27 protein-coding genes are annotated in these 26,480 nt (G+C 54.4%); 25 read left to right on the forward strand and 2 right to left on the reverse strand.

Annotation, left to right across the window (positions count from 1 at the left end; translation table 11 throughout):
* The first annotated feature begins 59 nt into the window (after nt 1–59).
* The 9 genes from folD (at nt 60) to spo0A (ending at nt 9,173) form a co-directional block, all read left to right on the forward strand.
* Nucleotides 60–896 (forward strand): bifunctional methylenetetrahydrofolate dehydrogenase/methenyltetrahydrofolate cyclohydrolase FolD, encoded by an 837-nt coding sequence (gene folD, locus DI14_RS04845; protein ID WP_034805941.1) that lies wholly within the window; start codon nt 60–62, stop codon nt 894–896.
* Nucleotides 889–2,238 carry an exodeoxyribonuclease VII large subunit gene (gene xseA, locus DI14_RS04850; RefSeq protein WP_034805942.1) on the forward strand — a complete coding sequence of 450 codons (1,350 nt, stop codon included), beginning with the start codon at nt 889–891 and terminating at the stop codon, nt 2,236–2,238. The genes folD and xseA overlap by 8 nt, the downstream gene beginning before the upstream one ends.
* Nucleotides 2,207–2,437, forward strand: a complete 231-nt coding sequence (gene xseB, locus DI14_RS04855) for an exodeoxyribonuclease VII small subunit (RefSeq protein WP_034805943.1) — start codon at nt 2,207–2,209, stop codon at nt 2,435–2,437. Before xseA ends, xseB begins: the two co-directional genes overlap by 32 nt.
* Nucleotides 2,434–3,303, forward strand: coding sequence for a polyprenyl synthetase family protein (locus tag DI14_RS04860; RefSeq protein WP_034805944.1), 870 nt, complete (start codon nt 2,434–2,436; stop codon nt 3,301–3,303). Before xseB ends, DI14_RS04860 begins: the two co-directional genes overlap by 4 nt.
* A gap of 122 nt (nt 3,304–3,425) precedes the next feature.
* The gene (gene dxs, locus DI14_RS04865) at nt 3,426–5,318 is read left to right on the forward strand and encodes a 1-deoxy-D-xylulose-5-phosphate synthase (RefSeq protein ID WP_034806043.1); all 1,893 of its coding nucleotides are present in this window, start codon (nt 3,426–3,428) and stop codon (nt 5,316–5,318) included.
* 6 nt (nt 5,319–5,324) lie between these two features.
* Nucleotides 5,325–6,146: a TlyA family RNA methyltransferase gene (locus DI14_RS04870; RefSeq protein ID WP_034805945.1), complete on the forward strand. Its 822-nt coding sequence runs from the start codon at nt 5,325–5,327 to the stop codon at nt 6,144–6,146.
* A 134-nt stretch (nt 6,147–6,280) separates the two neighbouring features.
* Nucleotides 6,281–6,730: a transcriptional regulator AhrC/ArgR gene (gene ahrC, locus DI14_RS04875; protein WP_024371524.1), complete on the forward strand. Its 450-nt coding sequence runs from the start codon at nt 6,281–6,283 to the stop codon at nt 6,728–6,730.
* 13 nt (nt 6,731–6,743) lie between these two features.
* Nucleotides 6,744–8,441 carry a DNA repair protein RecN gene (gene recN, locus DI14_RS04880; RefSeq protein WP_034805947.1) on the forward strand — a complete coding sequence of 566 codons (1,698 nt, stop codon included), beginning with the start codon at nt 6,744–6,746 and terminating at the stop codon, nt 8,439–8,441.
* Nucleotides 8,442–9,173 (forward strand): sporulation transcription factor Spo0A, encoded by a 732-nt coding sequence (gene spo0A, locus DI14_RS04885; protein WP_081825817.1) that lies wholly within the window; start codon nt 8,442–8,444, stop codon nt 9,171–9,173.
* Between the two features lie 624 nt (nt 9,174–9,797).
* Here the strand turns inward: spo0A and DI14_RS04890 are convergent.
* Entirely contained in the window at nt 9,798–10,043 is a 246-nt protein-coding gene (locus DI14_RS04890; protein ID WP_034805950.1) for a DUF2627 family protein, read from the reverse strand.
* 131 nt (nt 10,044–10,174) lie between these two features.
* On the opposite strand from DI14_RS04890, the gene DI14_RS04895 reads away from it, so the two are divergent.
* The 8 genes from DI14_RS04895 to DI14_RS04930 are packed head-to-tail and all read left to right on the forward strand — an operon-like array spanning nt 10,175 to nt 19,794.
* Entirely contained in the window at nt 10,175–11,812 is a 1,638-nt protein-coding gene (locus DI14_RS04895; RefSeq protein WP_034805953.1) for a sigma-54-dependent Fis family transcriptional regulator, read from the forward strand.
* Nucleotides 11,813–11,853: 41 nt separating this feature from the next.
* A complete protein-coding gene (yqiS, locus tag DI14_RS04900; RefSeq protein ID WP_255344261.1) occupies nt 11,854–12,831 on the forward strand; it encodes a phosphate butyryltransferase in 978 nt (325 codons plus the stop codon).
* 23 nt (nt 12,832–12,854) lie between these two features.
* Nucleotides 12,855–13,976 (forward strand): Glu/Leu/Phe/Val dehydrogenase, encoded by a 1,122-nt coding sequence (locus tag DI14_RS04905; protein ID WP_034805959.1) that lies wholly within the window; start codon nt 12,855–12,857, stop codon nt 13,974–13,976.
* 1 nt (nt 13,977) lies between these two features.
* Entirely contained in the window at nt 13,978–15,069 is a 1,092-nt protein-coding gene (buk, locus tag DI14_RS04910) for a butyrate kinase (RefSeq protein WP_034805962.1), read from the forward strand.
* Complete coding sequence (gene lpdA / locus DI14_RS04915; protein ID WP_034805965.1) at nt 15,053–16,462, forward strand: dihydrolipoyl dehydrogenase; 1,410 nt, start codon at nt 15,053–15,055, stop codon at nt 16,460–16,462. The genes buk and lpdA overlap by 17 nt, the downstream gene beginning before the upstream one ends.
* A 22-nt stretch (nt 16,463–16,484) precedes the next feature.
* On the forward strand, nt 16,485–17,483 hold the full coding sequence (locus DI14_RS04920; RefSeq protein ID WP_034806047.1) for a thiamine pyrophosphate-dependent dehydrogenase E1 component subunit alpha: 999 nt from the start codon (nt 16,485–16,487) through the stop codon (nt 17,481–17,483).
* The gene (locus DI14_RS04925) at nt 17,483–18,460 is read left to right on the forward strand and encodes an alpha-ketoacid dehydrogenase subunit beta (RefSeq protein WP_034805967.1); all 978 of its coding nucleotides are present in this window, start codon (nt 17,483–17,485) and stop codon (nt 18,458–18,460) included. Before DI14_RS04920 ends, DI14_RS04925 begins: the two co-directional genes overlap by 1 nt.
* Nucleotides 18,461–18,471: 11 nt before the next feature.
* A complete protein-coding gene (locus DI14_RS04930) occupies nt 18,472–19,794 on the forward strand; it encodes a dihydrolipoamide acetyltransferase family protein (RefSeq protein ID WP_034805969.1) in 1,323 nt (440 codons plus the stop codon).
* Between the two features lie 55 nt (nt 19,795–19,849).
* Here the strand turns inward: DI14_RS04930 and DI14_RS04935 are convergent, their stop codons facing one another.
* The gene (locus tag DI14_RS04935) at nt 19,850–20,623 is read right to left on the reverse strand and encodes a sporulation protein (RefSeq protein ID WP_034805971.1); all 774 of its coding nucleotides are present in this window, start codon (nt 20,621–20,623) and stop codon (nt 19,850–19,852) included.
* A 98-nt stretch (nt 20,624–20,721) separates the two neighbouring features.
* Between DI14_RS04935 and DI14_RS04940 the strand changes: the two genes are divergently transcribed.
* The 8 genes from DI14_RS04940 (at nt 20,722) to DI14_RS04975 (ending at nt 26,466) form a co-directional block, all read left to right on the forward strand.
* A complete protein-coding gene (locus DI14_RS04940; protein ID WP_034805972.1) occupies nt 20,722–21,906 on the forward strand; it encodes an SAM-dependent methyltransferase in 1,185 nt (394 codons plus the stop codon).
* Nucleotides 21,907–21,937: 31 nt separating this feature from the next.
* Nucleotides 21,938–22,366, forward strand: a complete 429-nt coding sequence (locus tag DI14_RS04945; protein WP_034805974.1) for a BrxA/BrxB family bacilliredoxin — start codon at nt 21,938–21,940, stop codon at nt 22,364–22,366.
* Between the two features lie 56 nt (nt 22,367–22,422).
* Nucleotides 22,423–22,764 (forward strand): DUF952 domain-containing protein, encoded by a 342-nt coding sequence (locus DI14_RS04950; protein ID WP_034805977.1) that lies wholly within the window; start codon nt 22,423–22,425, stop codon nt 22,762–22,764.
* 182 nt (nt 22,765–22,946) lie between these two features.
* Nucleotides 22,947–23,735: a transporter substrate-binding domain-containing protein gene (locus DI14_RS04955; protein WP_051622579.1), complete on the forward strand. Its 789-nt coding sequence runs from the start codon at nt 22,947–22,949 to the stop codon at nt 23,733–23,735.
* Nucleotides 23,736–23,790: 55 nt separating this feature from the next.
* A complete protein-coding gene (locus DI14_RS04960) occupies nt 23,791–24,450 on the forward strand; it encodes an amino acid ABC transporter permease (RefSeq protein ID WP_034805980.1) in 660 nt (219 codons plus the stop codon).
* A complete protein-coding gene (locus DI14_RS04965; protein ID WP_034805982.1) occupies nt 24,447–25,169 on the forward strand; it encodes an amino acid ABC transporter ATP-binding protein in 723 nt (240 codons plus the stop codon). Before DI14_RS04960 ends, DI14_RS04965 begins: the two co-directional genes overlap by 4 nt.
* A gap of 41 nt (nt 25,170–25,210) precedes the next feature.
* Entirely contained in the window at nt 25,211–25,885 is a 675-nt protein-coding gene (locus DI14_RS04970) for a metal-dependent hydrolase (protein WP_034805984.1), read from the forward strand.
* Nucleotides 25,885–26,466 carry an HD domain-containing protein gene (locus DI14_RS04975; RefSeq protein WP_034805987.1) on the forward strand — a complete coding sequence of 194 codons (582 nt, stop codon included), beginning with the start codon at nt 25,885–25,887 and terminating at the stop codon, nt 26,464–26,466. Before DI14_RS04970 ends, DI14_RS04975 begins: the two co-directional genes overlap by 1 nt.
* Nucleotides 26,467–26,480: the final 14 nt, after the last annotated feature.

Raw genomic sequence — 26,480 nt, forward strand, 5'->3', positions numbered from 1 at the left:
TAAAAGAGAAGACACCACACCAACTACAGAGAAACCTAACATAACGGGGGATGAGAGAGATGGCAGTAGTGATCGACGGGAAACAAATCGCAACATCGTATCGGGAGACGTTGAAAGAGCGCGTTTCGGCGCTCCGCGCACGAGGCATCGTGCCGAAGCTGAAGGTCGTCCTTATCGGGGATGACCCGGCGAGCCACAGCTATGTACGCGGGAAAGAGCGGGCGGCAGCAGAGATTGGAATTGATTCACAAGTGCTTCGATTTGATGCATCGATTTCGGAACGAGAATTGCTTGAACTGATTGATTCGATGAATGACGATTCGGAATTGCATGGGATTCTTGTCCAGTTGCCGTTACCGAAACATATCGACGAGAATCGCGTCATCATGCGCATCTCGCCTGAAAAAGATGTCGACGGCTTCCATCCGGAAAACGTGGGCAAGATGATGCTCGGGCTCGAGACGTTGCTTCCATGCACGCCGCACGGGATTCTTCATCTCGCGAAAATGCAGACGGACCTCGTCGGTAAGCACGTCGTCGTCGTCGGCCGCAGTCAAATCGTTGGCAAGCCGGTCGGGATGTTGTTCTTGAATGAGTCGGCGACTGTGACATACTGTCATTCTAAGACGAAAGACCTCGGAGCGATGACGCGTCAGGCCGACATTCTCATCGTCGCTGTCGGTCGGGCCGGTCTCGTCACGAAAGACATGGTCAAACCGGGCGCCGTCGTCATCGATGTCGGGGTCAACCGTGTCGAGAATCGTCTCGTCGGTGACGTCGACTATGAGCCTGTCAAGGAAGTCGCAAGTGCCATCACCCCTGTTCCTGGTGGTGTCGGCCCGATGACGATCACGATGCTCATGCACAATACCGTCGAGGTCGCGTCTCGTGGCTAATCCGCTTCCCGTCTCCGAAGTCGTCCGTTATGTGAAACGTCAGCTCGACGGGGACCCGGTGTTGCAACAAGTCGCCGTTATCGGTGAAATCTCGAACTTCAAGCGCTACGCCTCCGGTCATTGTTACTTCACGTTAAAGGACGAATCGTCGCGCATGAAAGCCGTCATGTTCGCACGTGATGCGAAGACGCTCACGTTCGACCCGACGGACGGGATGAACGTCATCGTCGTCGCCCGTGTGACGATGTATGAGTCGACCGGCGATGTGCAGTTGTACGTCGAATTGATGCGTCAAGACGGCGTTGGGCAACTGTACGAACGTTTTGAGGCGAGGAAACGCGAACTCGAGGCCAAAGGCTGGTTCGACGACGAGCGAAAACGCCCCTTGCCAGCCTTCCCGGAACGAATCGGGATCGTGACGTCGCCAAAAGGCGCCGCGCTTCATGATATCGCCACGACGCTCAGACGTCGGGCTCCACACGTCGCCATCACGTTCGCTCCGGTCGCCGTCCAAGGTGCGACGTCGGCCCCGCAAATAGCGAACGCGATTCGCTGGATGAATGAGCGGACCGACTGTGACGTCTTGATCGTCGGCCGAGGCGGTGGCTCGATTGAAGAGCTATGGGCGTTCAATGAAGACGCGGTCGTCAAGGCGATCTTTGAATCGGACATCCCCGTCATCTCCGCCGTCGGTCATGAGACGGACTTCACGCTAGCCGATTTCGTAGCGGACGTCCGAGCGGCGACGCCGACGGCAGCAGCGGAACTTGCCACGGCGACGATTGAGGCGCAGCGGAAAGATGTGGAGCGGCTCGGACTTCAACTCCATCGTGTCGTCACGACGCAAGTGGCATCGTTACGTGAACGCGTGGAGCGCATGCAACAAAGCTATGGGCTGAAGTCTCCGCGATATACGATTCTTCAAAAGCGGGAACGTTTTTCGCAAGCGGAGATTCGGCTCGAGCAAGGCGTGTTGAAACAAGTGGCGACGGCCCGGCATCAACTCGTCCATTCGAGCCAACGTTTAGATGTCCGCAACTTGCAACACGTGTTCCGGGCCCAACAGGACCGTTTCGGCCAGTTTGAAGAACGGCTCGCCCGACTCCGGCCTCTCGAGCGCCCGACAGACCAATTCGCTCGTCTAACGGGGCGGCTCGCATCCGTCAGCCCGCTCGCCGTGTTGGCGCGCGGCTACACCCTCGTCGAACAAGACGGTTCTTACGTGAAAGATGTCAAACAACTACATGACGGCCTCGTGACGATCCGCTTTCGAGATGGTCACGCCGTCGCGGAAGTGAAGGAGAGACACGATGGCGAAGAAACAAGAAGAACAGACGTTTGAGGCGGCACTCGCCCGCCTTGAAGACATTGTAGCTAAGCTTGAGGCTGGTGACGTCGCGCTGGAAGAAGCGATGACACTTTATGAGGAAGGTGTGCGTTTATCCGCCTTCTGTCAGGCGAAGCTCGCGGCAGCCGAGAAGAAGATGGACGAGATTCTCGAACTTGACGGGACGCTCCGTGAGAAAGGAGGTCCGGCATGAAGACGTTACAATCGTGGAAGCACGAAGTCGAACGCTCGCTTGACGTATTCAATGAACGCGAATCGATGCCGGATCGACTTCACGATGCGATGATGTACTCGCTCGAGGCGGGCGGGAAACGAATTCGCCCGGCACTCGTCTACGCCGTCCTAGAGACGTATGACCGTCCGCTCTCGCTCGGTGCCGAAGTGGCCGCCGCACTCGAGATGGTGCATACGTACTCGCTCATCCATGACGACTTGCCGGCGATGGACGATGACGATGTCCGCCGCGGACGTCCGACGAACCATCGTCAATTCGACGAGGCGACGGCGATTTTAGCCGGTGATGCCTTGTTGACCGATTCGTTCCGCATCCTCGCCGAAACGAAACTCGAGGCACACAAAGTGGTCGAATTGATCGGTTTGTTCAGTCAGGCTGCCGGGAGTCGCGGCATGGTCGGTGGACAGCTCGACGATATGCTCGCAGAAAAACGAGCCGACGTATCGCTTGAGACGCTTCAGTCGATTCATGAGCGGAAGACCGGTGCGCTTCTCGTCTACGCGCTTGAAGCGGGTGCCGTTTTAGCCGACGTCCTCCCGTCCGATCGCGCAACGTTAAAGGCGTTCGGTCGACACCTCGGAATTGCGTTCCAAATCCAAGACGATATTTTGGACGTCGAAGGTGACGAGGCCGTCATCGGGAAGCGAGTCGGATCGGACGAACAGAACGATAAGACGACGTATCCGAAACTTCTAGGCCTTGACGGCGCGAAACTTGCGCTCGCACGAGAGGTCGAGTTGGCAGAGGCGGAACTGACGTCTTTATCGGTTAAGGCGCCGCTCTTACAGGCGATGCTCGACTTCATCGTCAAACGAAACCATTGACAAAGGTGACACGATTGCACATCGTGTCACCTTTGTTTTTGTGAATGTATGGCATCCTTGGACACATTCTTGTAAAATGTAAGGTACGAATCAGTAATAAGATAGGAGAAAGGATGGTCATCATGGACTTGACATCCATTCAAGACCCGTCATTCCTGAAGCGAATGTCGGTACCCGAGATGGAAGCGCTTGGCGCTGACATTCGACGGTTCTTGATTGAAAAATTGGCAGAAACGGGAGGGCATTTGGCGCCGAACTTAGGCGTCGTCGAATTGACGCTCGCCCTGCACCGTGTATTCGACAGTCCGAAAGACCAGCTCGTATGGGACGTAGGTCACCAAGCCTACGTGCATAAAATCTTGACGGGACGGACGAAACAGTTCGACACACTCCGTCAGTACAACGGTTTATGCGGGTTCCCGAAACGTTGTGAGAGCGACCATGACGTCTGGGAGACCGGTCACAGCTCGACTTCGCTTTCGGCGGCCATGGGGATTGCCATCGCCAACGAGTTGAAGGGGCGATCGGAAGACCGTGCCATCGCCATCATCGGGGACGGGGCACTCACCGGCGGAATGGCGCTTGAGGCGCTCAACCACATCGGTGCCGAGAAACAAAACGTGATCGTCATCTTGAACGACAACGAGATGTCGATTGCCCCGAACGTCGGGGCGATGCATAACATGCTCGGTCGGATGCGCGCTTCGCGTAAACTTAAGCATGCGCGGGAAGAAGTCGAGTCGCTCATCAAGCACATCCCGATTGTCGGGGGGCCGCTTGAACGGAGTGGTGAACGAGTCAAAGATATGCTGAAATCAGCGCTCATTCCAGGGACGTTCTTTGAAGAGCTCGGGTTCACCTACTTTGGACCGGCTGACGGACACGACTTGAAAGACTTGCTCGAGACGCTCGAGTATGCGAAAAAAATCGACGGTCCTGTCATCGTCCACGTCATCACGAAAAAAGGGAAAGGCTACCGTCCGGCAGAGCTTGATGGCGTCGGTACGTGGCACGGGCTCGGGCCGTATAAAATCGAGTCCGGCGAAGTGATTAAAGGCAAAGTGAAAGGACCGAGCTATTCGAAAGTCGTCGCGGAGACGGTGACGAAAGTCGCGGAGACGGACGAACGCGTGACGTTAATCACGCCGGCGATGAGTGTCGGGTCGAAGCTCGATTGCTTCTCGAAGAAGTTTCCTGAGCGTATGTTTGACGTCGGAATCGCCGAACAGCATGCGGTCACGCTCGCGGGTGGTCAGGCGACGCAAGGGTTGAAACCGGTCGTCTCGATTTATTCGACGTTCTTCCAACGTGCGTATGACCAACTCGTGCACGACATCTGTCGTCAAAACTTGAACGTCGTCTTCACGATCGACCGTTCAGGACTTGTCGGGGCCGATGGGGAGACGCATCAAGGCGTGTTTGACATCGCGTTCATGCGCCACGTGCCGAATATTCGCATCCTGATGGCGAAAGATGAAGAAGAGTTGCAACAACTTGTTTATTCGGCCCTTCGTTATGACGACGGTCCAATCGCGATTCGCTTCCCGCGCGGGGAAGGGATCGGCGTGCCGATGAGCGGCGCGCTGAACGAAATTCCACTCGACGTCTGGGAAGTCGAAGCGGAAGGGACGGACGTCGCCATCTTGACGTTCGGTCCGCAAGTGCAAGACGCCATTGAAGTCCGTGAGCAGCTCGCTGGCACGCTCAGCGTCCGCGTCATCAACTGTCGGACGATCAAACCGCTCGATGATGTGATGCTCACCTCACTTTACGAGGAAGGCATCCCGCTCGTCACACTTGAAGAAGCGGCGCTCGCCGGAGGATTTGGTAGTAGCGTGCTTGAGCATGCGAGTGACGCGAGACAGTTCCCGCGTGTATTACGGCTTGGCATCCCGGACCGTTACATCGAGCATGGCGGCGTCAATCAACTTCTTGAAGAGATTGGCCTCAGACCGTCACAAATCGCTGAATCGGTTCAGCAATTCGTCCAAGCGACAAATCGACAGAATGTGTGAGGAACTATGGAAAAGAGAAAGAAAACAAGATTAGATGTACTGCTCGTCGACCGTGGTTTAGCGGAGACGCGCGAGAAGGCGAAGCGAGCCGTCATGGCTGGCCTCGTCTATAGTGGCACGGAACGGCTCGACAAGGCGGGCGATAAAGTATTCGATGACATCCCGCTCGACGTGAAGGGGCAAGTTCTCCCATACGTCGGCCGCGGCGGGTTGAAGCTCGAGAAAGCGCTCGACGTCTTCCCGCTCGACGTGTCTGGTAAAATCGGGCTCGATATCGGGTCGTCGACGGGCGGCTTTACCGACTGTGCCCTACAGAACGGGGCGCAGCAGATGTATGCCGTCGACGTCGGGTACAATCAATTGGCGTGGAAGCTCCGGAGCGATGACCGCGTCGTCGTCATGGAACGGATGAACTTCCGCCACGCGACGGCTGACCAGTTTAAAGACGCACCGGACTTTGCGACGATCGATGTCTCGTTCATCTCGCTTCGATTGATGTTACCGCCGCTCAAACAGATTTTGAAACCGGACGGTGTTGTCATGGCGCTCGTCAAACCTCAGTTTGAAGCCGGAAAAGCGGACGTCGGTAAAAAAGGGATTGTCCGCGACCGCGCTGTCCACGAGCGTGTCGTCGACGACATGGTCCGATATTTCGCGTCGGAAGGATTCCACGTCGAAGGGCTCGACTACTCACCAATCACCGGGGGGGACGGCAATATTGAATTTTTATTGTTTGCCCGCCTCACAGATGTCGGAGGAATCGACCCGACGATTGACGTGCCGGCCGTCATCGACGCCGCGCACGCACAACTGAAGAAAAACGTGTAACCTGCAGCTTGTCTGCAGGTTTTTCTAATGCGTGCCGAGCCGTTTGAAATCGTTCGCCGAAAGCTAGACCTTTTTTCGACAATACTTTAGAATGAACATGAGTATGTGAAACGAAAAATGAGGTGTCAGCGAGTATGAACAAAGGACAGCGCTTGATTAAAATCCGAGAGATCGTCACGAATCGTGAAGTCGAGACGCAAGACGAACTGGTTGACGAATTACACCGTGCCGGCTATCCGGTGACGCAGGCAACGGTATCACGAGACATCAAAGAGCTCCATCTCGTCAAAGTGCCGCTCAACGATGGACGGTATAAATATAGCCTCCCGGCCGACCAACGCTTCAATCCGTACGGGAAGATGAAACGGATCCTCGGGGACAGTTTCGTCTCGGTCGATTCGGCTCAAAACTTGGTCGTCATGAAAGTGTTACCGGGAAACGCAGATGCGATTGGCGTTTTGATTGACCACTTGTCATGGGATGAATTGATTGGGACGGTTTGCGGGGACGACACGATTTTGATGATTGCCCGCGATGAACGACAAGCGAAACAAATCATCGAGCGACTACTCGGAATGTTATGAGGTGAATGGACGTATGTTAGCAGAACTATCGATCAAACAATTTGCGATCATCGACGAGTTGAACATCGACTTCAATCGAGGGATGACGGTCCTTACCGGTGAGACCGGGGCGGGTAAATCAATCTTGCTCGACGCGATAGGACTGCTTGTTGGGGGGCGTGGCTCGAGCGAGTTCGTCCGATACGGTCAAGACAAGGCGGAAATCGAAGGGTTGTTCATCGTGGAAGCCGGACATCCGATTTTCGAGGCGGCATCGCAATACGGAATTGAGATTGAGGACGGGACGGTCATCTTGCGTCGTGATTTACATAGTAGCGGCAAAAGTGTTTGTCGCGTCAACGGTAAGATGATGCCACTCTCGACGCTTCGTGAGTTCGGACGACAACTCGTCGACATTCATGGGCAGCATGAACATCAACATTTGATGGACGCTGAGTATCATCTCGGCATTTTAGATAGCTTTGCGGAAGGAGACGTCGCGCCGCTGCTCGAACAGTATCGGGAAGCGTATAAGGCTTGGAACGATGTCGCGAGCGAACTGAAACGGCTCAGTCAAAGCGAGCAGGAGCTGGCGCAACGGATGGATTTGCTCGCCTTCCAGACGAATGAAATCGAGGCCGCCGCTCTGCAAGTCGGGGAAGAACAGGCGCTCACGGAAGAGCGGGACGAGCTCGCCAACTTCGAACGGATTCATCAGCACGTTCGGTTGTCATATGAGGCGGTCGCGGATGAGTCGCGCGGCCTTGATCAAATCGGCTTCGCGATGCAGGAGATGGAAGAGGCGTCGACGCTCTCGACGTCACTTTCACCGATGGCCGAGACGATCTCAAACGCTTATTTCTTACTCGAGGATGCAAAGTTCCAACTTCGGGACCAGCTTGACTCGCTCGAGTTCGATCCAATCCGTCTCGATGAGATTGAGACGCGGCTCGCCTTGTTCCAACAATTGAAACGAAAATATGGCGCCACAATCGATGAAGTCATCGCATACGGAGAAAAAGTGGCCGAAGAGTTAAAATCGATGACGAATCGGGAAGAACATTTGCAAGAACTGACCGAAATGCTCGAGCGACTCGATGTCGATGTGCGTGAGAGCGGGCTTGCCTTGTCGGCAGCCCGGAAACGAGCTGCGACCGAGCTCGAGCAAGCGATTCATCGCGAACTGCAAGAGTTATACATGGAGAAGACCCGATTCGAAGTCCGGTTCAAAGAAGGTGCGTTTAGACAAGACGGCCTCGACCAAGTCGAGTTTTACATGATGACAAACGTTGGAGAACCGTTCAAACCGCTCGCGAAGGTCGCTTCTGGTGGAGAACTGTCAAGGGTCATGCTCGCGCTGAAATCAATTTTCTCTCGGACGGTCGGCGTCGCCTCGATCATCTTCGACGAAGTCGATACAGGTGTGTCGGGTCGCGTCGCGCAAGCGATGGGGGAGAAGATTTTCCGCCTCTCGGTCGGCTCGCAAGTGCTCTGCATCACGCATTTAGCACAAGTCGCTGCCATGGCAGACCAACACCTCTACATTACGAAGTCGGAGACGGACGAACGGACGAAAACGAACGTGAGTGTACTCGACCGTAAACAACGGATTGACGAGCTCGGACGCATGATTGCCGGACCGCAGATGACAGAGTTGACGAAACAACATGTAGAGGAACTGCTCGACATGTCGTTGCAATTAAAACGGAAGTTCATTGAAGGGGTGTCTTAATTGATTACATTATGCATCGCGGACGACAATCGAGAAATCGTCGATTTGTTGACCCGCCAACTTGAGACCGAGACCGATTTGAAGGTCGTCGGGACCGCCTTTGACGGCGAGGCGTGCTTAGACGTCGTCAAGACACACCAACCGGACGTGTTACTACTCGACATCATCATGCCGCACTTGGACGGGATTGGCGTATTAGAACGCCTGCAAGATGAATTGGCCGACGCAAAGCCTGAGGTGATCATGCTCAGTGCGTTCGGGAAAGACGAAGTGACAAAACAAGCCGTTCAACTCGGTGCTTCTTACTTTTTAGTCAAACCGTTCAATATTCAGCAATTGATTGCTAAGATTCGAGAATTGGCCGCCGGGTCGAATCGTGAGTTCGAGGCGATGTCGCCGGAAGAACTCGATATTTCACTCTTACTGCAACAGCTCGGGATCTCACCGCGCATCAAAGGATTCAAATATATTCGTCAAGCTGTCATCTACGTGCGCGAGCGACAAGAGTTGCTCGGCCTCATCACGAAGGAACTTTATCCGATGGTGGCCAAAGAGCATGAGACGACGTCGTCACGCGTCGAGCGGGCGATGCGTCATGCCATCAAGACGGCATGGGAGAACGGGATGCGCGACCATGAGATGTTCAACGGGCGACCGGAACGGGAACGGAGTCCTAAAAACTCCGAGTTCATCTCTTATTTTGTGACGTACCAGTCATTGAAGCAACAATGAAAGGTCAGGGGTTCCTCTGACTTTTCTTTTAGTTTGTGAACGAAAGCGCTTGCAATTCAGCGCGAGCTTGTTATAATAAAGGTGTACCAAGTTACTTGGACGAGCGTCAGATGAACGCTTTCTAATCTGTTCCGGAACAGGTTAGAGCAAGAAATCATCTCGGACCGCTATCCGTTAATAGCTCAGAGGTGGGAACGACATCTCAAATCGCCTATACGTCCCGACGAGAGGTCGCGACGTTCGCTCATTCGCGAGGTGGTTCTGAATTCGATTCGAAGCTAGGGATCGTTTCAGGGAAAACAAATCGTTCAGTTGACCAAAAGGAGTGTTGTCAACCGTTGAACAGTTTATGGCAAGCGTTCGACTTCACGATGGATGGTTGGACATGACCCGATGAAAAACCGTTAGTAACTCGAATGGGTACGTTTCCGTTCACGCAAGACGGCAGTTACTAGTTTCTTTCAAACTTCTTCATTAAGAAGACCATTGGTGAATCATGTCACATGAAGTGCAGTAAGTTATGAGAGGAGATCATCCGTAGTGATCACAATTCAATATGAATAAAAAGGTTCCGCACTTGAAATGAAGTCAAGTTAGGGAACCTTTTTTTGTGCGTCCGGATGATTAAGAATCTATAGGGACTTTTCCAGTTTTTTTATCACGGTTGAAGATATAGCCTGCGACGAACCCGATTCCGCCCATGGCGATCAACAATCCGAACGTCCCTTGTAGCATCGAAGCGGCCGCGACCGATTCAATCCATGAGAACGGGGCGCTCGTTTTCAAGAAGAAACTGTCACGTAACAGCTTGATTCCATATACACCGAGCAGGCCAGGGACGATTAGGATTAGAAGCGCGATGACTCGCATAGTATCTCCTCCTTTTCCACTCATTATTTTAACAGAAAAGGGGCGGCCCGACACGGTCTTTTTACGGCAGTTGCGAAACGTGACGGGTTTCAGTAGCATGAATGCAGATAGAGAAATGGGGGAATGGTTCAATGAAGAAACGACTGCTCATTGTCGGGGCCGGAAAAGGCGGCACGGAAGTATTGAAGATGTTGCTCGATTCGCCGCTCGTGCGGATCGTCGCGGTCGTCGATTCGGCCGACTCGGCCGAGGGGCTGAAGCTTGCACGAAGTCGGGGAATTCGAGTCGAACGTGACTGGCGCGATTGTGCGGGAAAACAAGTGGACTTCGTCATCGAGACGACGGGGAAAAATGAGACGTTCCATGAATTGAAGGCACACTTCACGGAGGCGGTCGTCTTACCGGGTGAGTTCATCCGCGTCGTGGTCGAGCGGTTGCAACAGAATCAACAGATGCTCGAGGCGATTATCGATTGCACGAGCGAAGCGATCTCGGTGGCGGACCATCACGGCAATACGATTTTAATCAACCCGTCCTATACGCGTCTTACAGGATTTAAGAAAGAGGACGTCGTCGATAAGCCGGCGACGGCCGATATCGGGATGCAAGAGAGCGTGCATTTAAAAGTGTTGTCGACCGGTAAAGGCGTCCGCGACATTCGGATGCAAATCGGCGCGACGCGGCGTGACATCCTCGTCAACGCCGAACCGATTATCGTGGAAGGGAAGCTACGGGGTTCTGTCGGGGTCATCCGAGACGTCTCGCAACTTCGGGCGCTCCGTGACGAACTGCAAGAAGCGAAGACACGGATTCGAAACCTGGAAGCGAAGTATCAGTTTTCAGACATCATCGCCACGAGCGATGCGATGCGCTTCGTCATCGAACAGGCCCGTCTCGCAGCGCTCACACCGGTGACCGTGCTGATTCGGGGTGAGTCCGGTACGGGCAAAGAGCTGTTCGCCCATGCCATCCACGGTGAGTCACCGCGAAAGTATAAAAAATTCGTTCGCGTCAACTGTGCCGCCATCTCACCGACGTTGCTCGAGAGTGAGCTATTCGGTTATGAGGACGGGGCGTTCAGCGGGGCGAAGCGTGGCGGGAAGGTCGGATACTTCGAGGAAGCGGACGGAGGGTCGCTTTTCTTAGACGAGATCGGGGAGTTGCCGCTCGACGTGCAAGTCAAACTGCTCCGTGTCCTCCAAGAGCATGAAGTCGTCCGTGTCGGTGGGACGAATGCGATTCCGGTCGACGTCCGAATTATCGCGGCGACGAACGCGGACCTTGAACAAAAAGTGGCCGACGGCTCGTTCCGTGAAGACTTGTATTATCGGATCAATCGCATGCCAATCTATATTCCGCCGCTTCGGGACCGATTGGAGGAGATTCGACCACTCGCAGAACGAATCATCCGTAAATTGAATCAAGAATATGGACGGAGCGTGCACGGAATCGAGGCGGAGGCGATCGAGTTGCTAAAAAGCCAGTACTGGAAAGGGAACGTCAGGGAGCTCGAAAACGTGCTCGGTCGGGCGATGATCTACATGTCGAATAACGATCAAGAAATCGCGCCGCATCATCTTCAACTCGCCCCGCGCCGAACGGTGACAAAACAAACGGACATGGCGACACTCCAAGAATCGGTCGCCCGCTATGAGCGTGATTTGATTGAGCGGGCAATCGAGGAGGCCGACGGGAACAAGTCCGAAGCGGCACGACGTTTACACATTTCGATTCGGACATTGTATAATAAGCTTGACCGTATGCAATAAATTACCTGCAATAAAATGCATGGCATGAAATAAAATACATGATGAACGATGGTTTAAAGCGCTTTCAATATTGGAACGTAAATTGCATAGATATAAATGAAGCATCGTTAGGGGGGACACGTATGAATTTTGAACGGATGCTCGCAAAGGCGAAGCAGTTGGACGGATGTACCGTCTCGATAGCCGGAGCTGCTGACGTGGAAGTGATTCGGGCGGTCAAGCTCGCAACCAATCACGGTCTATCGCGGTTCATCTTGATTGGGGATGCCCGTGAGATTAAGCGTTTATGTGATGACGAAGGCATCGACGAGGCGGCCATCGACATTTTGCATGTGAAAGGTGAGGCGGACGTTGCGAAGCGCGCGACGCTCGCCGTCAAAAATGGTGAGGCCGACGTGCTCATGAAAGGGATGGTCGCGACGTCAACGTTCATGAAGGCGGTGCTCAGTCGGGAGACGGGTCTTCGGACGAGCAGAACGCTCAGTCATGTCGCCTTGTTCCAAATCCCGAACCGTGAGCGGTTGATCGGGGTGACCGATGCGGCCATCCATATCGCCCCCACGCTTGAGGAGAAAGTGGACATCATCCACAACGCCGTCGGGGCGATGCGAGACATCGGTTACGAGTCGCCAAAAGTCGCAGCTATCGGCGCTGTTGAAGTCGTCAACCCACAGATGACGGCGACGGTCGATGCGGCCTTGCTCACACAAATGAACAGGCGCGGCCAAATCAAAGGCTGTGTCGTCGACGGACCACTCGCCCTCGACAATGCCGTCGACATGGTCGCGGCCAAACAAAAAGGGATTGACAGCGATGTTGCCGGCCAAGCCGATTTATTGCTCGTACCCTACATAGAGGTCGGCAACGTCCTTTATAAGTCAATCATGTACTTCGCGGGGGCAAGCGTGGCAGCCATCGTCGTCGGCGCCACCGCCCCTGTTGTCTTGACGAGCCGGGCCGATACGGCCGAGGCCAAGCTATACTCGCTCGCTTTCGCATTGTTGCACGCAAAAAACTAACCACTTCCTAGGAGGAATCACCCATGATGGAAACTAATATCGAACCACGTTTTCGGATCTTTGACGTCTTGCAAGCGGAGGACTACGAACAAATCGTCTTTTGCCAAGATCAAGCGTCAGGCTTGAAGGCGATTATCGCGATTCACGATACGACACTCGGACCTGCTCTCGGTGGGCTGCGCATGTGGAACTATGACTCGGAAGAGGCGGCGCTAACAGACGTGCTCCGACTCGCTAAAGGGATGACGTATAAGAACGCGGCTGCCGGTTTGAACCTCGGCGGCGGTAAAGCGGTCATCATCGGCGATGCGAAGACGGACAAGTCCGAGGCGCTGTTCCGGGCGTTCGGGCGTTACGTCCAGTCGCTTAGTGGCCGTTACATCACGGCCGAGGACGTCAATACGTCCGTGGCCGACATGGACTTCATCCACATGGAGACGGATTATGTGACCGGCGTCAGCCCGGCGTTCGGCTCAAGCGGCAACCCGTCGCCGGTGACGGCGTATGGCGTATATCGTGGCATGAAAGCGGCAGCGAAGTGGAAGTTCGGTTCGGACTCACTCGCAGGTAAGACGATTGCCGTTCAAGGAGTCGGCAATGTCGCGTATAACTTATGCCGCCACCTTCATGAAGAAGGCGCTCACTTGGTCGTCACGGATATCAACGAAGAGGCGCTCAAACGGGCCGAGACAGACTTCGGGGCAACGGTCGTCAAACCAGATGAGATTTACGCGGTCGAGTGCGACATCTTCGCACCTTGCGCGCTCGGGGCGGTCATCAACGACAAGACGATTCCACAGCTGAAAGCCAAGATTGTCGCCGGCGCGGCGAACAACCAGCTCGCTGAGGACCGTCATGGGGACGTATTAGAAGAGCAAGGGATCCTCTACGCACCGGACTTCGTCATCAATGCGGGCGGGGTCATCAATGTCGCGGACGAACTCGAAGGGTACAACCGAGAACGGGCGATGAAGAAAGTCGAGCTCATCTACGACAACATGATGCGCGTCTTCGAAATCGCAGAGCGCGACGGTGTGCCGACCCACGTGGCGGCAGAGAAGATGGCGGAGGAGCGGATCGCGATGATGTCTCGTTCACGCAGTCAGTTCTTGAAAGTCGAGAAAAGCTTGCTTGGGGGACGCTGATATGGCACGTCAACTCATCCTCGCCATCAACCCTGGGTCGACGTCGACGAAAGTCGGCTTGTTCGACGGTTCAGACGAGATATTGACGAAAACGGTCCGACACGGAGAGGACGTCACCAGATTGTCACTTCCGGACCAACTGCCCTACCGGGAACGAGAAGTTCAGGCCGTCTTGACCGAGGCCGGCATCGCAGGCGAACAGTTGTCTGCGATCGTCGGCCGCGGCGGATTGCTCGCGCCGATGCCGTCTGGTACGTACGAAGTCAACACCCTTATGCGGGAGGACTTGGCGAGCGGGCGCTTCGGCATGCACGCCTCGAACCTAGGCGGCTTGATCGCCTATAAGCTTGGCAGCGCCTCAAACGTACCGAGCTTTATCGTCGACCCGGTCGTCGTCGATGAGCTCCAGCCCGTGGCACGTCCGACCGGGATTCCGGAAATCGAACGTCGCAGCATCTTTCACGCCTTGAACCAAAAAGCGGTCGGGAAACGATTCGCCGCAGAAAATGGAAGCGATTACAAATCGTTGAACTTGATTATCGCCCATCTCGGGGGAGGGATCACAGTCGGGGCCCACGCACGGGGACAGGTCATCGATGTGAATAACGGTCTCGACGGAGACGGACCGCTCGCGCCAGAGCGAGCTGGCTCGATTCCTGTTGGACAGGTGATAGAACTATGTTATAGTACCAGGTATAAAGAAGCGGAGATGAAACAGAAAATCGTCGGTCGCGGTGGACTCTATGCGCACCTTGGCACGTATGACGCGATTGAAATCGAGGAACGCGTGGCGACGGGAGACGAACAGGCATCCCGGCTTTACGAGACGATGGCATATCGGGTCGCCCAAGAGATTGCCAAGCATGGGGCGACGCTCTTCGGGGAAGTCGATGCGATCATCCTCACGGGAGGAATCGCTTATTCCGAGTGGTTGACCGACTATATTAAACAGCGGGTCAGTTACCTCGCACCCGTTCACGTCTATCCGGGCGAAGATGAGCTGAAAGCGCTCGCTGAAGGCGCGCTTCGAGCCATCCGCCAAGAAGAAGCAGTTCGACAATATGAGGGGGATACACATGGCACGAGAATTTGAAGTCGTCGTCATCGGCGGCGGGCCGGGCGGATATGTGGCTGCCATCAAGGCGGCCCAGGCCGGGAAAAAAGTGGCAATCGTGGAAGCGTCAAAACTCGGGGGGACATGCCTACATAGAGGATGCATCCCGACGAAAGCGTTGTTGAAAGCCGCCCACGTCTATCAGACCGCGAAACACGGGGCGGCGTATGGCGTCGAGACCGGGACGGTCACGTTCAACCTCGAGCGGGCTCAGGCATTCAAGCATGACTTGGTCGCAGGACTTGAAAAAGGAATTGAACACTTGATGAAGCAAGGGAAGATTGAAGTGTTCCGCGGGAAGGCGTCCATCCTTGGACCGAGCATCTTTTCGCCGCAACCGGGGACGGTCGCGGTCGAGGACGAGACGGGTGAGTCTGAACTCATCTTACCGAATCAACTGATTATCGCGACGGGATCGATTCCACGTGAACTTCCAGGTCTGCCGTTTGACCACGAACGCATTTTGAACTCGGACGACTTGCTTCGGTTTGAACAGCTCCCGAGCTCAATCGCAATCGTCGGTGGTGGCGTCATCGGGGTCGAATGGGCATCGATGCTTGTCGACCTCGATGTTGACGTGACGTTGATCGAAGTCGGAGAGCGTCTGCTCCCACTCGAAGATAAAGCCGTTTCGCGTGAAGTCGAACGGTTGCTCAAAAAACGCGGTGTCCGCGTGAAGAAGAACGTGACGGTCGACCCGGAACAGACGACGGTCAAAACGGACGGTGTCGAGTTGGTCGTCGGAGAAGAGACGCTCGCTGTCGACCGTGTGCTCGTCTCTGTCGGGCGCGTCGCGAACACGGAACACCTCGGATTACAGAACACGTCAATCGTAGTCGAGAACGGCGTCATCCAAGTCGATGCGCAATATCGGACGAAAGAACGACATATCTTTGCCATCGGTGACTGTATCGGTAAATTACAGCTCGCTCACGTCGCCTCGGCTGAAGGTGTCAAAGCCGTCGAGACCATCCTCGGTCACGAGCCGACGCCGCTCGACTATGACTTGATTCCACGTTGCGTCTACGGCGTTCCTGAAGTCGCATCGGTCGGTTTGACCGAAGAGGCGGCGAAAGCGTCAGGTCGCAACGTCAAGACGGGCACATATCGCTTCAACGGACTCGGTAAGGCGCGAATCGAAGGGCAGGCGGACGGCTTCGTAAAGCTCGTCTCGGATGAAGAGACGGATGATTTGCTCGGAGTCCATATCGTCGGACCGAAAGCGACCGAATTGATCACGGAAGGCGGTCTTGCCCTTGTCTTGAACGCGACGGCATGGGAGATGGGCCAGCTCGTCCATCCACACCCGGCATTGAGCGAGGCTTTCCAGGAAGCGGCACTTGCCGTAGACGGCTTACCGATTCACGCCTAAGGAGGAAACGAAAATGGAACAAATGACAGTGAATTCATATGAAGAACTCGGCCTCTCGAAACAAGATTTGGTTGCGATGTTCGAGACGATGGTCCGAGCACGTAAAATCGATGAGCGGATGTGGAAGTTGAATCGTGCCGGGAAAATCCCGTTCGTCGTCTCATGTCAAGGGCAAGAGGCGGCCCAAGTCGGTGCGGCGTTCGCACTCGAGAAAGGGACTGACTATATTTTGCCGTATTACCGCGATGTCGCGGTCGTCCTGCATTTTGGGCAAACGGCACGAGACCTGATGCTGTCGGCGTTCGCGAAAGCGGAAGACCCGAACTCGGGCGGGCGTCAAATGCCGGGTCACTTCGGCTCGAAACAACATCGGATCGTGACGGGATCGTCACCGGTCACGACGCAAGTCCCCCACGCGGTCGGCGTCGCGCTTGCAGCGAAACTGAAAAAAGAAGAACTCGTGACGTTCGTCTCGTTCGGGGAAGGCTCGTCGAACCAAGGCGACTTCCATGAAGGTGCGAACTTCGCCGGCGTCCATAAATTGCCGGTCATTCTGTTCTGTGAGAACAACAAGTATGCCATTTCGGTACCTTTGTCGAAACAGCTCGCCTGTGAGCGTGTCTCGGACCGGGCGAAAGGTTACGGGATGCCGGGCGTGACGGTTGACGGGACCGACCCGATCGCGGTGTACGCGGCGGTGAAGGAAGCACGTGCACGTGCCCTGCGCGGTGAAGGACCGACGCTCATCGAAGCCGAAGTCGAACGTCTCGTCCCGCACTCGTCCGATGACGATGACAAGGCGTATCGTTCGGTCGAAGAGTTGGCCGACCTGAAGCATCGGGACGGAAACCAGCTGTTCCGCGCCCGTTTGATTGAAGATGGTATCGCGACTGAAGAAGAGCTCGCGTCCATCGAATCGAACGTCGATACGGAAGTGAACGAGGCGACGGCATATGCGGACAAAGCACCGTATGCATCACCGGAATCGACGATGGATCACGTGTATGAGGGGGATAACTGATGAAAACGTTTATTGAAGCGATCAATGAAGCGATTCATGAAGAGATGGAGCGTGACGAGAACGTCTTCGTCCTCGGCGAAGACGTCGGGGTCCGCGGCGGTGTGTTCCGGGCGACGCAAGGATTGATTGAAAAGTACGGTGAAGACCGCGTCATCGATGCTCCGCTTGCCGAGAGTGCGATTGCGGGCGTCGGCATCGGGGCGGCCATGTATGGGATGCGTCCGATCGCCGAGATGCAGTTCGCGGACTTCATCATGCCGGCTGTGAACCAAATCGTCTCGGAAGCGGCGAAAATCCGATACCGTTCAAACAACGATTGGACTTGCCCGATGGTCATCCGAGCTCCGTTCGGCGGCGGCATTCACGGTGCCCTCTATCACTCGCAGTCCGTCGAAGGCATGTTCAACTCGACGCCAGGACTCAAAGTCGTCATCCCGTCTGACCCGGTTGATGCGAAAGGGTTGCTCAAAGCGGCGATTCGTTCGAATGACCCGGTCCTCTTCTTCGAGCACAAACGGGCGTACCGACTTTTAAAAGCTGATTTGCCGTCTGAAGACTATGTGGTCGAAATCGGTAAAGCGGCCGTCAAACGTGAAGGTGACGACATCACCATCATCACGTATGGCCTCTGTGTCCACATGGCACAAGAAGCGGCGAAGACGCTCGAGTCTGAAGGGATTAGCGCACATATCCTCGACCTTCGGACCGTCTATCCGCTCGATCAGGCCGGGATTATCGAAGCCGTCAAGAAGACGGGGAAAGTGCTCCTCGTCACGGAAGACAACAAAGAAGGAAGCATCATCGGCGAAGTCGCAGCCATCATTGCCGAGAAGGCGCTGTTCGAGCTCGACGCACCGATTGAGCGGTTGGCTGGTCCGGACGTTCCGGCGATGCCATACGCCCCGCCGATGGAGAAATTCTTCATCGTCTCGCCTGAAAAAATTGCGGAGCGGGCACGTCAGCTCGCTGCGTTTTAAGGAGGGCTATTATGGAACAGACGATTAAAATGCCACAGCTCGGTGAAAGTGTGACCGAAGGAACGATTACGACGTTTCTCGTCAAACCAGGGGACCGTGTCGATGAATATGAACCACTAGCGGAAGTCATGACGGATAAAGTAACGGCCGAGATTCCAGCGACGAGTGCCGGTGTCATCAAAGAAATCCTCATCGGCGAAGGGGATACTGTCGCAGTCGGCACGCCCGTCCTCGTCATGGAAGTCGAAGCTGCCGTGCAAGAAGAACCGGTTCAAGAAGCATCAACAAAAGAAGCGGTCGTGGAAACTTCGGTTACAGAGGGACGTGCCGAAGCCGTGACGGCCTCGTCGGCGCGCAAACCGAGCGGGAACGGCCGCTTCTCTCCGGCCGTCATCCGCTTGGCGAATGAGAACGACATCGATTTGAATGAGCTCGATGGATCAGGACTCGGAGGACGGATCACACGGAAAGACGTGCTCCGTTACTTATCGGAAGGACGTCCTGCGAAGTCAGGGGCCACCCAAGCGCCGCTACAAGAGACGATGGTTCAACAAAAGCTTGATGTGCCGACTGAAGCCGAAGCGGTCAAAGAAGCGCCCCCTGCGCCAGCACCTGCACCGGAAACGTCATCTGATCGGGTCGAGATGATTCCGACAGCGGGCGTTCGCCAAGCGATCGCCACCAACATGGTCCGCTCGAAACACGAGGCCCCGCATGCGTGGCTCATGATTGAAGTCGATGTGACAAATCTCGTGGAAGCACGCGCCAAATTGAAAGATGAATTCTTTAAACAAGAGGGCGTCAAGTTGACGTTCATGCCGTTCTTCATGAAGGCGGCCGTCGAAGCGCTCAAGAAGTATCCGATGATGAACTCGGAATGGGCAGGCGATCACATCAAAGTGCATAAAGACATCCATTTATCGGTCGCCGTGGCGGCAAATGATGCGTTATACGTCCCGGTGATCAAACACGCGGACGAAAAGAACATCAAAGGGCTCGCCGTCGCCTTACAAGACGTCGCGTCGCGTGCTCGCGCGAACCGCCTGAGTGCGAACGAGATGCGAGGCGGCACGTTCACGATCAACAACACGGGGGCGTTCGGTTCCATTCAATCGGCACCGATTTTGAACTACCCGCAAGCGGCCATCCTCTCGGTCGAGTCGATCGTGAAACGTCCGGTCTGGGTGAACGGTATGTTCGCGGCCCGTGACATCGTCAACTTATGTATGTCGGTCGACCACCGCGTGCTCGATGGCCTCGTCGCCGGTCAGTTCTTACAGGCGATGAAACAGTCACTCGAGTCGATTGACCCGAACACGTCTAGCGTTTATTAATGAAAAAAAGAGATGGTCCTTTGTCAGCGTGACATCGGACACATCTCTTTTTTTCTTACAGCGAACGCTCAATCAACCGTTCCACATCTTGTTGAATCCGTCCACTTGTCAGGTCACTGACGTCGTAGCTGAGGCGATGCGTCGACTCGTCCGTTCCTGTCAAGTCGGCGAACAGGCTTCCTAAATTGTGTACGCTCTTGTCGATTTGAATCAATACGTCGAGTGACGTCTCGTCTTGCAACAGGACGACTTCAAGTTCATCGAGCTTACTTCCAAAACGAGTCCCGTTCGGGGAATATTCGAGCTCTTGGGCGATCGGCAGGCGGCCGGAACGGTGACGGGCCGGCAACATCTCCGTGTCGGCCTTCTTCAAGCGGAAGCCGATGGCGTCGATGGCGTCGAGGACGGTTTGTTGCGCACGGTTCGGTTTGACGACGATGGCGTCCTCGTCTTTCGGGTCGACGGCTTGCGCGATGTCGAGTCCGGTCTCGATCCATGATTTGGATTGGCTGACGGATAACGGCGTATTATACGGGACGTGTATCGTGAACGGAATCTCTTTCACTTCGTTCGGGCCGATTAAAAACGGCGCCTCGTTCAACGACACCTTCTCGATCGTGAACGTCGAGTACGTCGGTTTATCGTTCACCTCGTGCTTATACAGCGTATTGAAGAAGATATAGATGCGGTCGACCGACTGTTCGACGTTCCCGCCTTTCACATGGACGACTCCGTTAAGCTGACCGCCTGGCTGACAGTTGCTGTCGGCGAGGCGCGTGTCGACGGTCGCGGCGTCGACCCCGATTGATGAAAGCAGTTTTTTGAACATGGTACTTCCTCCTTTGACGTTTGCACGGCTTCGTGTAATAGTATGTACGGATGAACGAATTGAAAAGTTCCGAAACTAATCAAAAAGGAATGATTGAAGTGGAATACGCACAATTAGTGGACCGCCTGAAGACGGCAATCGATCGCGAAGAGCTGGTCACGGCGACGATCAGTCAGCCTCGGTCGAAATCGAGTGACTTGCGACGCGTCAAACTGAAGCCGGTCTTGTTGAAAGAGACATATCATATACAGTTTGAGTACCAATATGAGCGGGTGATGAAACATAAAAATTTAGAGCGGGATGAAGCGATGCAAGAACTCGTTGCGCTGCTCGATTCGTTCCGCCAAGGACATTTCCAATTGAAGTCCTCTGATGTTCAATTCCAATTGTCTAAGAAGTTCAAAGTGACGTTCAAAGAGCGTCAGACGACGGCAAAACAAGTCCAGTTGACCCATAACCGCGAAAAACAGTACGTGTTGCCGTTACATGAGCCGGTACCTTTCCTCATCCGCCTCGGCGTGCAGTCAGAAGACGGGAACGTGAAACGACAAAAGTATGATAAGTTCAAACAAATCAATCGTTTCCTCGAATTCATTGAGGACTCGATTAAACATTTGCCGACGGACCGGACGATTCGCATTCTCGATTTCGGCTCAGGCAAATCGTATTTGACGTTCGCCCTTTACCATTTCCTTCATGAAATGAAAGGGTATGACGTTCACATCACGGGCCTCGACTTGAAGAAAGAAGTCATCGAGGAGTGTGCCGTGATTGCCCGTGATTTAGGATACGAGCGGCTCGAGTTCCTTGTCGGGGACATCAACGAGTATGAGGGCGAATCCGCGGTCGACATGGTCGTGACGCTCCATGCTTGCGACGTCGCGACGGACATGGCGCTCGCACGGGCCGTCCGGTGGGGGGCGAAAGTCATCTTGAGCGTCCCGTGCTGCCAGAAAGAGTTGAACCGTCAGCTCGATACAAAGCCGTTAGACGTGATGCTTCAGCACGGGCTGATCAAAGAACGGTTCGCCTCACTCGCGACCGACTCGATTCGCGCCGAGTTGCTCGGCTTTGTCGGGTATGAGGCACAGCTGCTCGAATTCATCGATATGGAACATACACCGAAGAATATCCTGATTCGGGCATTTTTGACAAACCGGGAGGCGTCGGCAGAAGAGCGGGCCCGTTATATGGCGTTCAAATCGCTGCTCGGGGCTGACCCGTTCCTCGAACGAGAATTGAGCGATAGACTTGTTTTCCCGGCCAAAGAAGACGTAAAATGAGAAAGAACAGATGCCAGAAAGGGGAAACGATATGGATTTTCAATTATACTTCCAAGATGTAGTCGAACAGGCACGAAATGAGGTTCGCACCGCAGGATATACAGAATTAACGACACCAGAGGAAGTCGATGCCGCCCTCAAAAAAGAAGGGAAGACGCTCGTCCTCGTCAACTCGGTATGTGGTTGTGCCGGTGGGATTGCCCGTCCGGCGGCGGCTTATGTTAACAGGATGGAAGGGACGAAACCGGATCACTTCGTGACCGTCTTCGCAGGTCAAGACCGTGAAGCGACGGATCGGGCTCGCGAGTATTTTGAAGGATATGCTCCGTCATCACCTTCAATCGCGTTGCTTGAGGACGGCAACATCGTCACGATGGTCGAACGCAGCACGATCGAGTCGTCGACAGCGGAAGAACTCGTCGACCAACTTCAAACGTTGTTCGATATTTATTACGCATAACGGACAAGCGCAGAGGCACCGCCTTTGCGCTTTTCGCTAAGAAAGGAACCGATTCGATGGAACCAGTCGTTAAGATTATGAGCGAAGCCGAGTATACGATTGCGTTATCACGCGGTGAAATCAATGAACCGATGCTTCAATCGGAAGGATACGTCCGCTGTTGTACCCCGCAGCAGATCGGGCAATATGTGCGCCGTTATTACCCGAATGAGCGGGTCGTCCTCGTCTCGTTCCATGTCGGGCGTTTGGGGAGCTTGTTGCATTACGAGATGGATGAAGACGGCGAACGCTATCCGCACGTCTACAGTGCGATTCCAATCACCTCGGTCAAACGCGTCCAACCGTATGGCTCGCGAGACAACGGTACGGTCACTTATTTTGCTTACGAGCGAATGTGACCGTATTTTTTTGTCGTTTATGCATGAATATGCTTTACAAGTTATAATTATGTGTATATAGTGGTTGAAGGACAAGTCAGACATATGAAGAGTCAAAGAACGATTGAGTCATATTCACATATATGTCATAATTTTGTTAATGTTCTGATTATTTCATCTCAATGGAGAAGGGAACGATGATCATGAAAAAAGGTTTTCTAGCATTATGTATCGCAAGCCTCGCGGCTTTCTCGGTCGCCTGTGGCGCCGACGTCAACGAGGGAGGCTCTTCTTCTGGAGGCGACGAGGATAAAGTGCTCGTCATGGGTACGAGCGCAGACTACTTCCCGTACGAGTTCGTCGACACGGCGAACGGGGACGAGATTGTCGGATTCGATATTGACATCGCCAAACAAGTCGCTGAAAACATGGGGTATGAACTAAAGATTGAAGATATGGACTTCGGCAGCCTCCTCGGAGCGCTCAACGCCGGTCGTGTCGACTTCGTCATGGCGGGGATGACACCGACGGAAGAGCGGAAAGAGAACGCGGACTTCTCAGACATTTACTTCACAGCGAAGAACTTAATCTTGTCAAAAGGAGATGCCATTCAGTCGCTTGAAGACTTAGACGGCAAACAAGTCGGCGTCCAGCTCGGGTCGATTCAAGAAGGCATCGCCAAAGACCAAATCCCGGGGGCGGAAATCGTCTCGTTGAACAAAATCCCGGAAATCATTCAAGAAATCAAGACGGGCCGCATCGATGCGATGGTCATCGAGGACACGGTCGCGAAGAAATACTTAGATCAAGACAGCGAACTGTCGACGTTTGAAATCGTTGACGAAGAAGAAGCGGGATCGGCCGCGGCTTTCCGCAAAGACGATGAACTGCGCAATCAGTTCAATGAAGAGTTGAATAAGTTGATTGAGAGCGGAGAAATCGAGAAGTTGGCTCAAAAATGGTTTGAAGAAGAAGCCGCACCAGCGGAATAATTCATGTACGAGGCTGACTGGAATATCGGTCAGCCTTTTTTAGGAGGAACTCACAATGGATTTTAGTCGGATTTATGATTCAATCCCTTACATTTTAGAAGGGATTCCGGTCATGTTCCAAGTCGTGCTCGTCTCGGCACTGTTCGGGATCACACTCGGAATCGTGATCGCTACGTTTAAGATTATCCCGAACCGGTTCGTCAATTTCATCGGACATGCGTATACGGCCGTGTTCCGTGGGACGCCACTCATTTTACAACTGGCGATCATCCACTTCGGTCTCCCGCAGTTGACAGGCTTCATCACGACACCGTATCAATCGGCCGTCATCGCCTTCTCGCTCAACTCGGCGGCCTATATCTCGGAGATTATCCGAGCCGGGATTCAAGCCGTCGATAAAGGGCAATGGGAAGCGTCTGACGCACTCGGCGTACCTTATGTCAAACAGCTTCGGTCAATCATTTTGCCGCAGGCGTTCAAGAATATCCTACCGGCGCTCGTCAATGAGATGATTACACTCACAAAAGAATCGGCGCTCGTCTCGACAGTCGGAGTGCTCGACATCATGCGTCGCGCCCAAATCGTCGGTGGGCAAAAGGCGATCTACTTCGAACCGCTTCTGTTCGCTGGTGTGATATACTTTACGATAGTGATGGTGTTGACGTATCTCGGTCAGCGCCTTGAAAAACGGCTTAGAAAGAGTGATGGCAGATGATTCAAGTTAACGATTTATACAAACAGTTTGGTGAGTTAGAAGTATTGAAAGGCATCACGACGACGATTGAGCGTGGCGAGGTCGTCGCCGTCATCGGCCCTTCCGGTTCAGGGAAGTCGACGTTCCTTCGTTGCCTCAACATGTTAGAGGTCCCGACGTCCGGGACGGTCGTTGTCGATGGGTTCGAATTGACGAAAAAAGGTGCCAACGTCGCCAAGGCGCGCCAAAATATCGGGATGGTGTTCCAACAGTTCAACTTGTTCCCGCACATGAACGTGCTCGACAACTTGACGTATGCGCCAATCAACGTGTTGAAGGTGAGCAAGGCCGAGGCGGTCGAACGGGCGAAGAAGTTGCTCGAGCGGGTCGGTTTATCTGAAAAAATAAACGCTTATCCGAGCCAACTGTCCGGTGGTCAAAAACAACGGGTCGCCATCGCCCGTGCACTCGCGATGGAACCGAACGTCATGTTGTTCGATGAGCCGACGTCTGCGCTTGACCCAGAGATGGTCAACGAAGTACTCGACGTCATGAAAGGACTCGCCGAGACGGGAATGACGATGGTCGTCGTCACACACGAGATGGGCTTCGCACGTGAAGTCGCGGACCGTGTCCTCTTCCTCGATGAAGGGATTTTGATGGAGGAAGGCAAACCCGCGGACCTGCTCCTCAACCCGCAGACCGACCGGGCGAAGCGTTTCTTAGAGAAAGTCTTGTAAGTGAACCGTTCCAGCTGACACCAGTTAAGGGAGGAATCATGATGAAGATTACGTACTATGGCCATGCAACGGTGTTATTTGATATGGATGGGGTGAATGTCCTCATCGACCCGTTCTTGACGAGCAACCCGCACACGGACGTCGATCCAGCGACCGTGCCGGCTGACTATATCTTGCTCACGCACGCCCATTTCGATCACATCGAGGACGTGGAATTGATCGCAAACAAGACCGGGGCGACAATCGTCGCGACCCACGAGCTCGCCACGTATTATGAGAAGAAAGGCTTCTCGGTCCACGGGATGAACATCGGCGGTGGCAACGCCTTTCCGTTCGGCCGTGTGACGATGACGCAAGCGTTTCACAGCTCCAGCCTCGACATGGGCGACACCCCGGTTTACATGGGCATGCCAGGGGGCTTCATCATCGAGACGAACAGCTTGACCGTCTATCATGCAGGTGACACGGCCCTGTTCTCCGACATGAAGCTGTACGGGGAGCGGTTTGAAATCGATGTCGCCTTCCTCCCGATCGGGGACAACTTCACGATGGGACCGACGGACGCGCTCGACGCGGCGCATTGGCTACAAGCCAAACGGGTCGTCCCGATTCATTTCGACACGTTCCCGCCAATCAAACAAGATGCCCGGGCATTCTGTGACCAGTTGCATCAACGCGGTCTCTTGATTGAACCGAACGCGACGATTGAGATTTGATGCAATCGAACGAGGTGATTGACGCGACAGAACGCTTCGTCGCGGAACTTCACGGAAACGACCATACCGGACACGACGTCGCCCACCTCGAACGGGTGAGGCGACTGGCCGAAGTGCTCTCTGACGGACTAGCGGTCAACCGCCTCGTCGTGACGCTTGCGGCTCTCTTGCATGACGTCGAAGACCGTAAGCTCGGTCGGGAAGCGGGACTCGTGAAGCGTCATCTGGATTCACTCGACGTGTCAGACGCGTTGCGCCGACACGTCCTGGATGTCATTTCGGAGACGTCATACTCAAAAGGTTCGGCGCCGTCCTCGCTGGAAGCGGCAATCATCCAAGACGCCGATCGGCTCGATGCGATGGGGGCGATCGGCATCGCCCGGACGTTTCAATACGCCGGTGCGAGCGGCACCGCGTTATATGGAGAATCGAGCGCAATCTCACATTTTCATGAGAAATTGCTTCGGCTTCTTGACGGCATGCATACGGAGGAAGCGAAACGAATCGCGCGTGCACGCCATACGTTCCTCCTGACATTTTTGGAACGGTTCGAGGCGGAATGGAACGGAAGCGACATATGAAATGGCCGAGGAGC

Source organism: Exiguobacterium sp. AB2 (assembly GCF_000696055.1).
GTDB classification, from domain to species: domain Bacteria; phylum Bacillota; class Bacilli; order Exiguobacteriales; family Exiguobacteriaceae; genus Exiguobacterium; species Exiguobacterium alkaliphilum.

Bases quoted from the DNA above. Each gene is read 5' to 3' on its own strand.
- xseB (WP_034805943.1), top strand. From the start codon at position 2,207: ATGGCGAAGAAACAAGAAGAACAGACGTTTGAGGCGGCACTCGCCCGC.
- DI14_RS04945 (WP_034805974.1), top strand. From the start codon at position 21,938: ATGGATTTTCAATTATACTTCCAAGATGTAGTCGAACAGGCACGAAAT.
- DI14_RS04890 (WP_034805950.1), bottom strand. From the start codon at position 10,043: ATGCGAGTCATCGCGCTTCTAATCCTAATCGTCCCTGGCCTGCTCGGT.
- recN (WP_034805947.1), top strand. From the start codon at position 6,744: ATGTTAGCAGAACTATCGATCAAACAATTTGCGATCATCGACGAGTTG.
- DI14_RS04920 (WP_034806047.1), top strand. From the start codon at position 16,485: ATGACAGTGAATTCATATGAAGAACTCGGCCTCTCGAAACAAGATTTG.
- buk (WP_034805962.1), top strand. From the start codon at position 13,978: ATGGCACGTCAACTCATCCTCGCCATCAACCCTGGGTCGACGTCGACG.
- folD (WP_034805941.1), top strand. From the start codon at position 60: ATGGCAGTAGTGATCGACGGGAAACAAATCGCAACATCGTATCGGGAG.
- DI14_RS04925 (WP_034805967.1), top strand. From the start codon at position 17,483: ATGAAAACGTTTATTGAAGCGATCAATGAAGCGATTCATGAAGAGATG.
- DI14_RS04930 (WP_034805969.1), top strand. From the start codon at position 18,472: ATGGAACAGACGATTAAAATGCCACAGCTCGGTGAAAGTGTGACCGAA.
- DI14_RS04935 (WP_034805971.1), bottom strand. From the start codon at position 20,623: ATGTTCAAAAAACTGCTTTCATCAATCGGGGTCGACGCCGCGACCGTC.
- DI14_RS04905 (WP_034805959.1), top strand. From the start codon at position 12,855: ATGATGGAAACTAATATCGAACCACGTTTTCGGATCTTTGACGTCTTG.
- dxs (WP_034806043.1), top strand. From the start codon at position 3,426: ATGGACTTGACATCCATTCAAGACCCGTCATTCCTGAAGCGAATGTCG.
- DI14_RS04870 (WP_034805945.1), top strand. From the start codon at position 5,325: ATGGAAAAGAGAAAGAAAACAAGATTAGATGTACTGCTCGTCGACCGT.
- DI14_RS04955 (WP_051622579.1), top strand. From the start codon at position 22,947: ATGAAAAAAGGTTTTCTAGCATTATGTATCGCAAGCCTCGCGGCTTTC.
- DI14_RS04975 (WP_034805987.1), top strand. From the start codon at position 25,885: ATGCAATCGAACGAGGTGATTGACGCGACAGAACGCTTCGTCGCGGAA.
- yqiS (WP_255344261.1), top strand. From the start codon at position 11,854: ATGAACGATGGTTTAAAGCGCTTTCAATATTGGAACGTAAATTGCATA.
- DI14_RS04950 (WP_034805977.1), top strand. From the start codon at position 22,423: ATGGAACCAGTCGTTAAGATTATGAGCGAAGCCGAGTATACGATTGCG.
- DI14_RS04970 (WP_034805984.1), top strand. From the start codon at position 25,211: ATGAAGATTACGTACTATGGCCATGCAACGGTGTTATTTGATATGGAT.
- DI14_RS04860 (WP_034805944.1), top strand. From the start codon at position 2,434: ATGAAGACGTTACAATCGTGGAAGCACGAAGTCGAACGCTCGCTTGAC.
- DI14_RS04960 (WP_034805980.1), top strand. From the start codon at position 23,791: ATGGATTTTAGTCGGATTTATGATTCAATCCCTTACATTTTAGAAGGG.
- DI14_RS04965 (WP_034805982.1), top strand. From the start codon at position 24,447: ATGATTCAAGTTAACGATTTATACAAACAGTTTGGTGAGTTAGAAGTA.
- lpdA (WP_034805965.1), top strand. From the start codon at position 15,053: ATGGCACGAGAATTTGAAGTCGTCGTCATCGGCGGCGGGCCGGGCGGA.
- ahrC (WP_024371524.1), top strand. From the start codon at position 6,281: ATGAACAAAGGACAGCGCTTGATTAAAATCCGAGAGATCGTCACGAAT.
- DI14_RS04895 (WP_034805953.1), top strand. From the start codon at position 10,175: ATGAAGAAACGACTGCTCATTGTCGGGGCCGGAAAAGGCGGCACGGAA.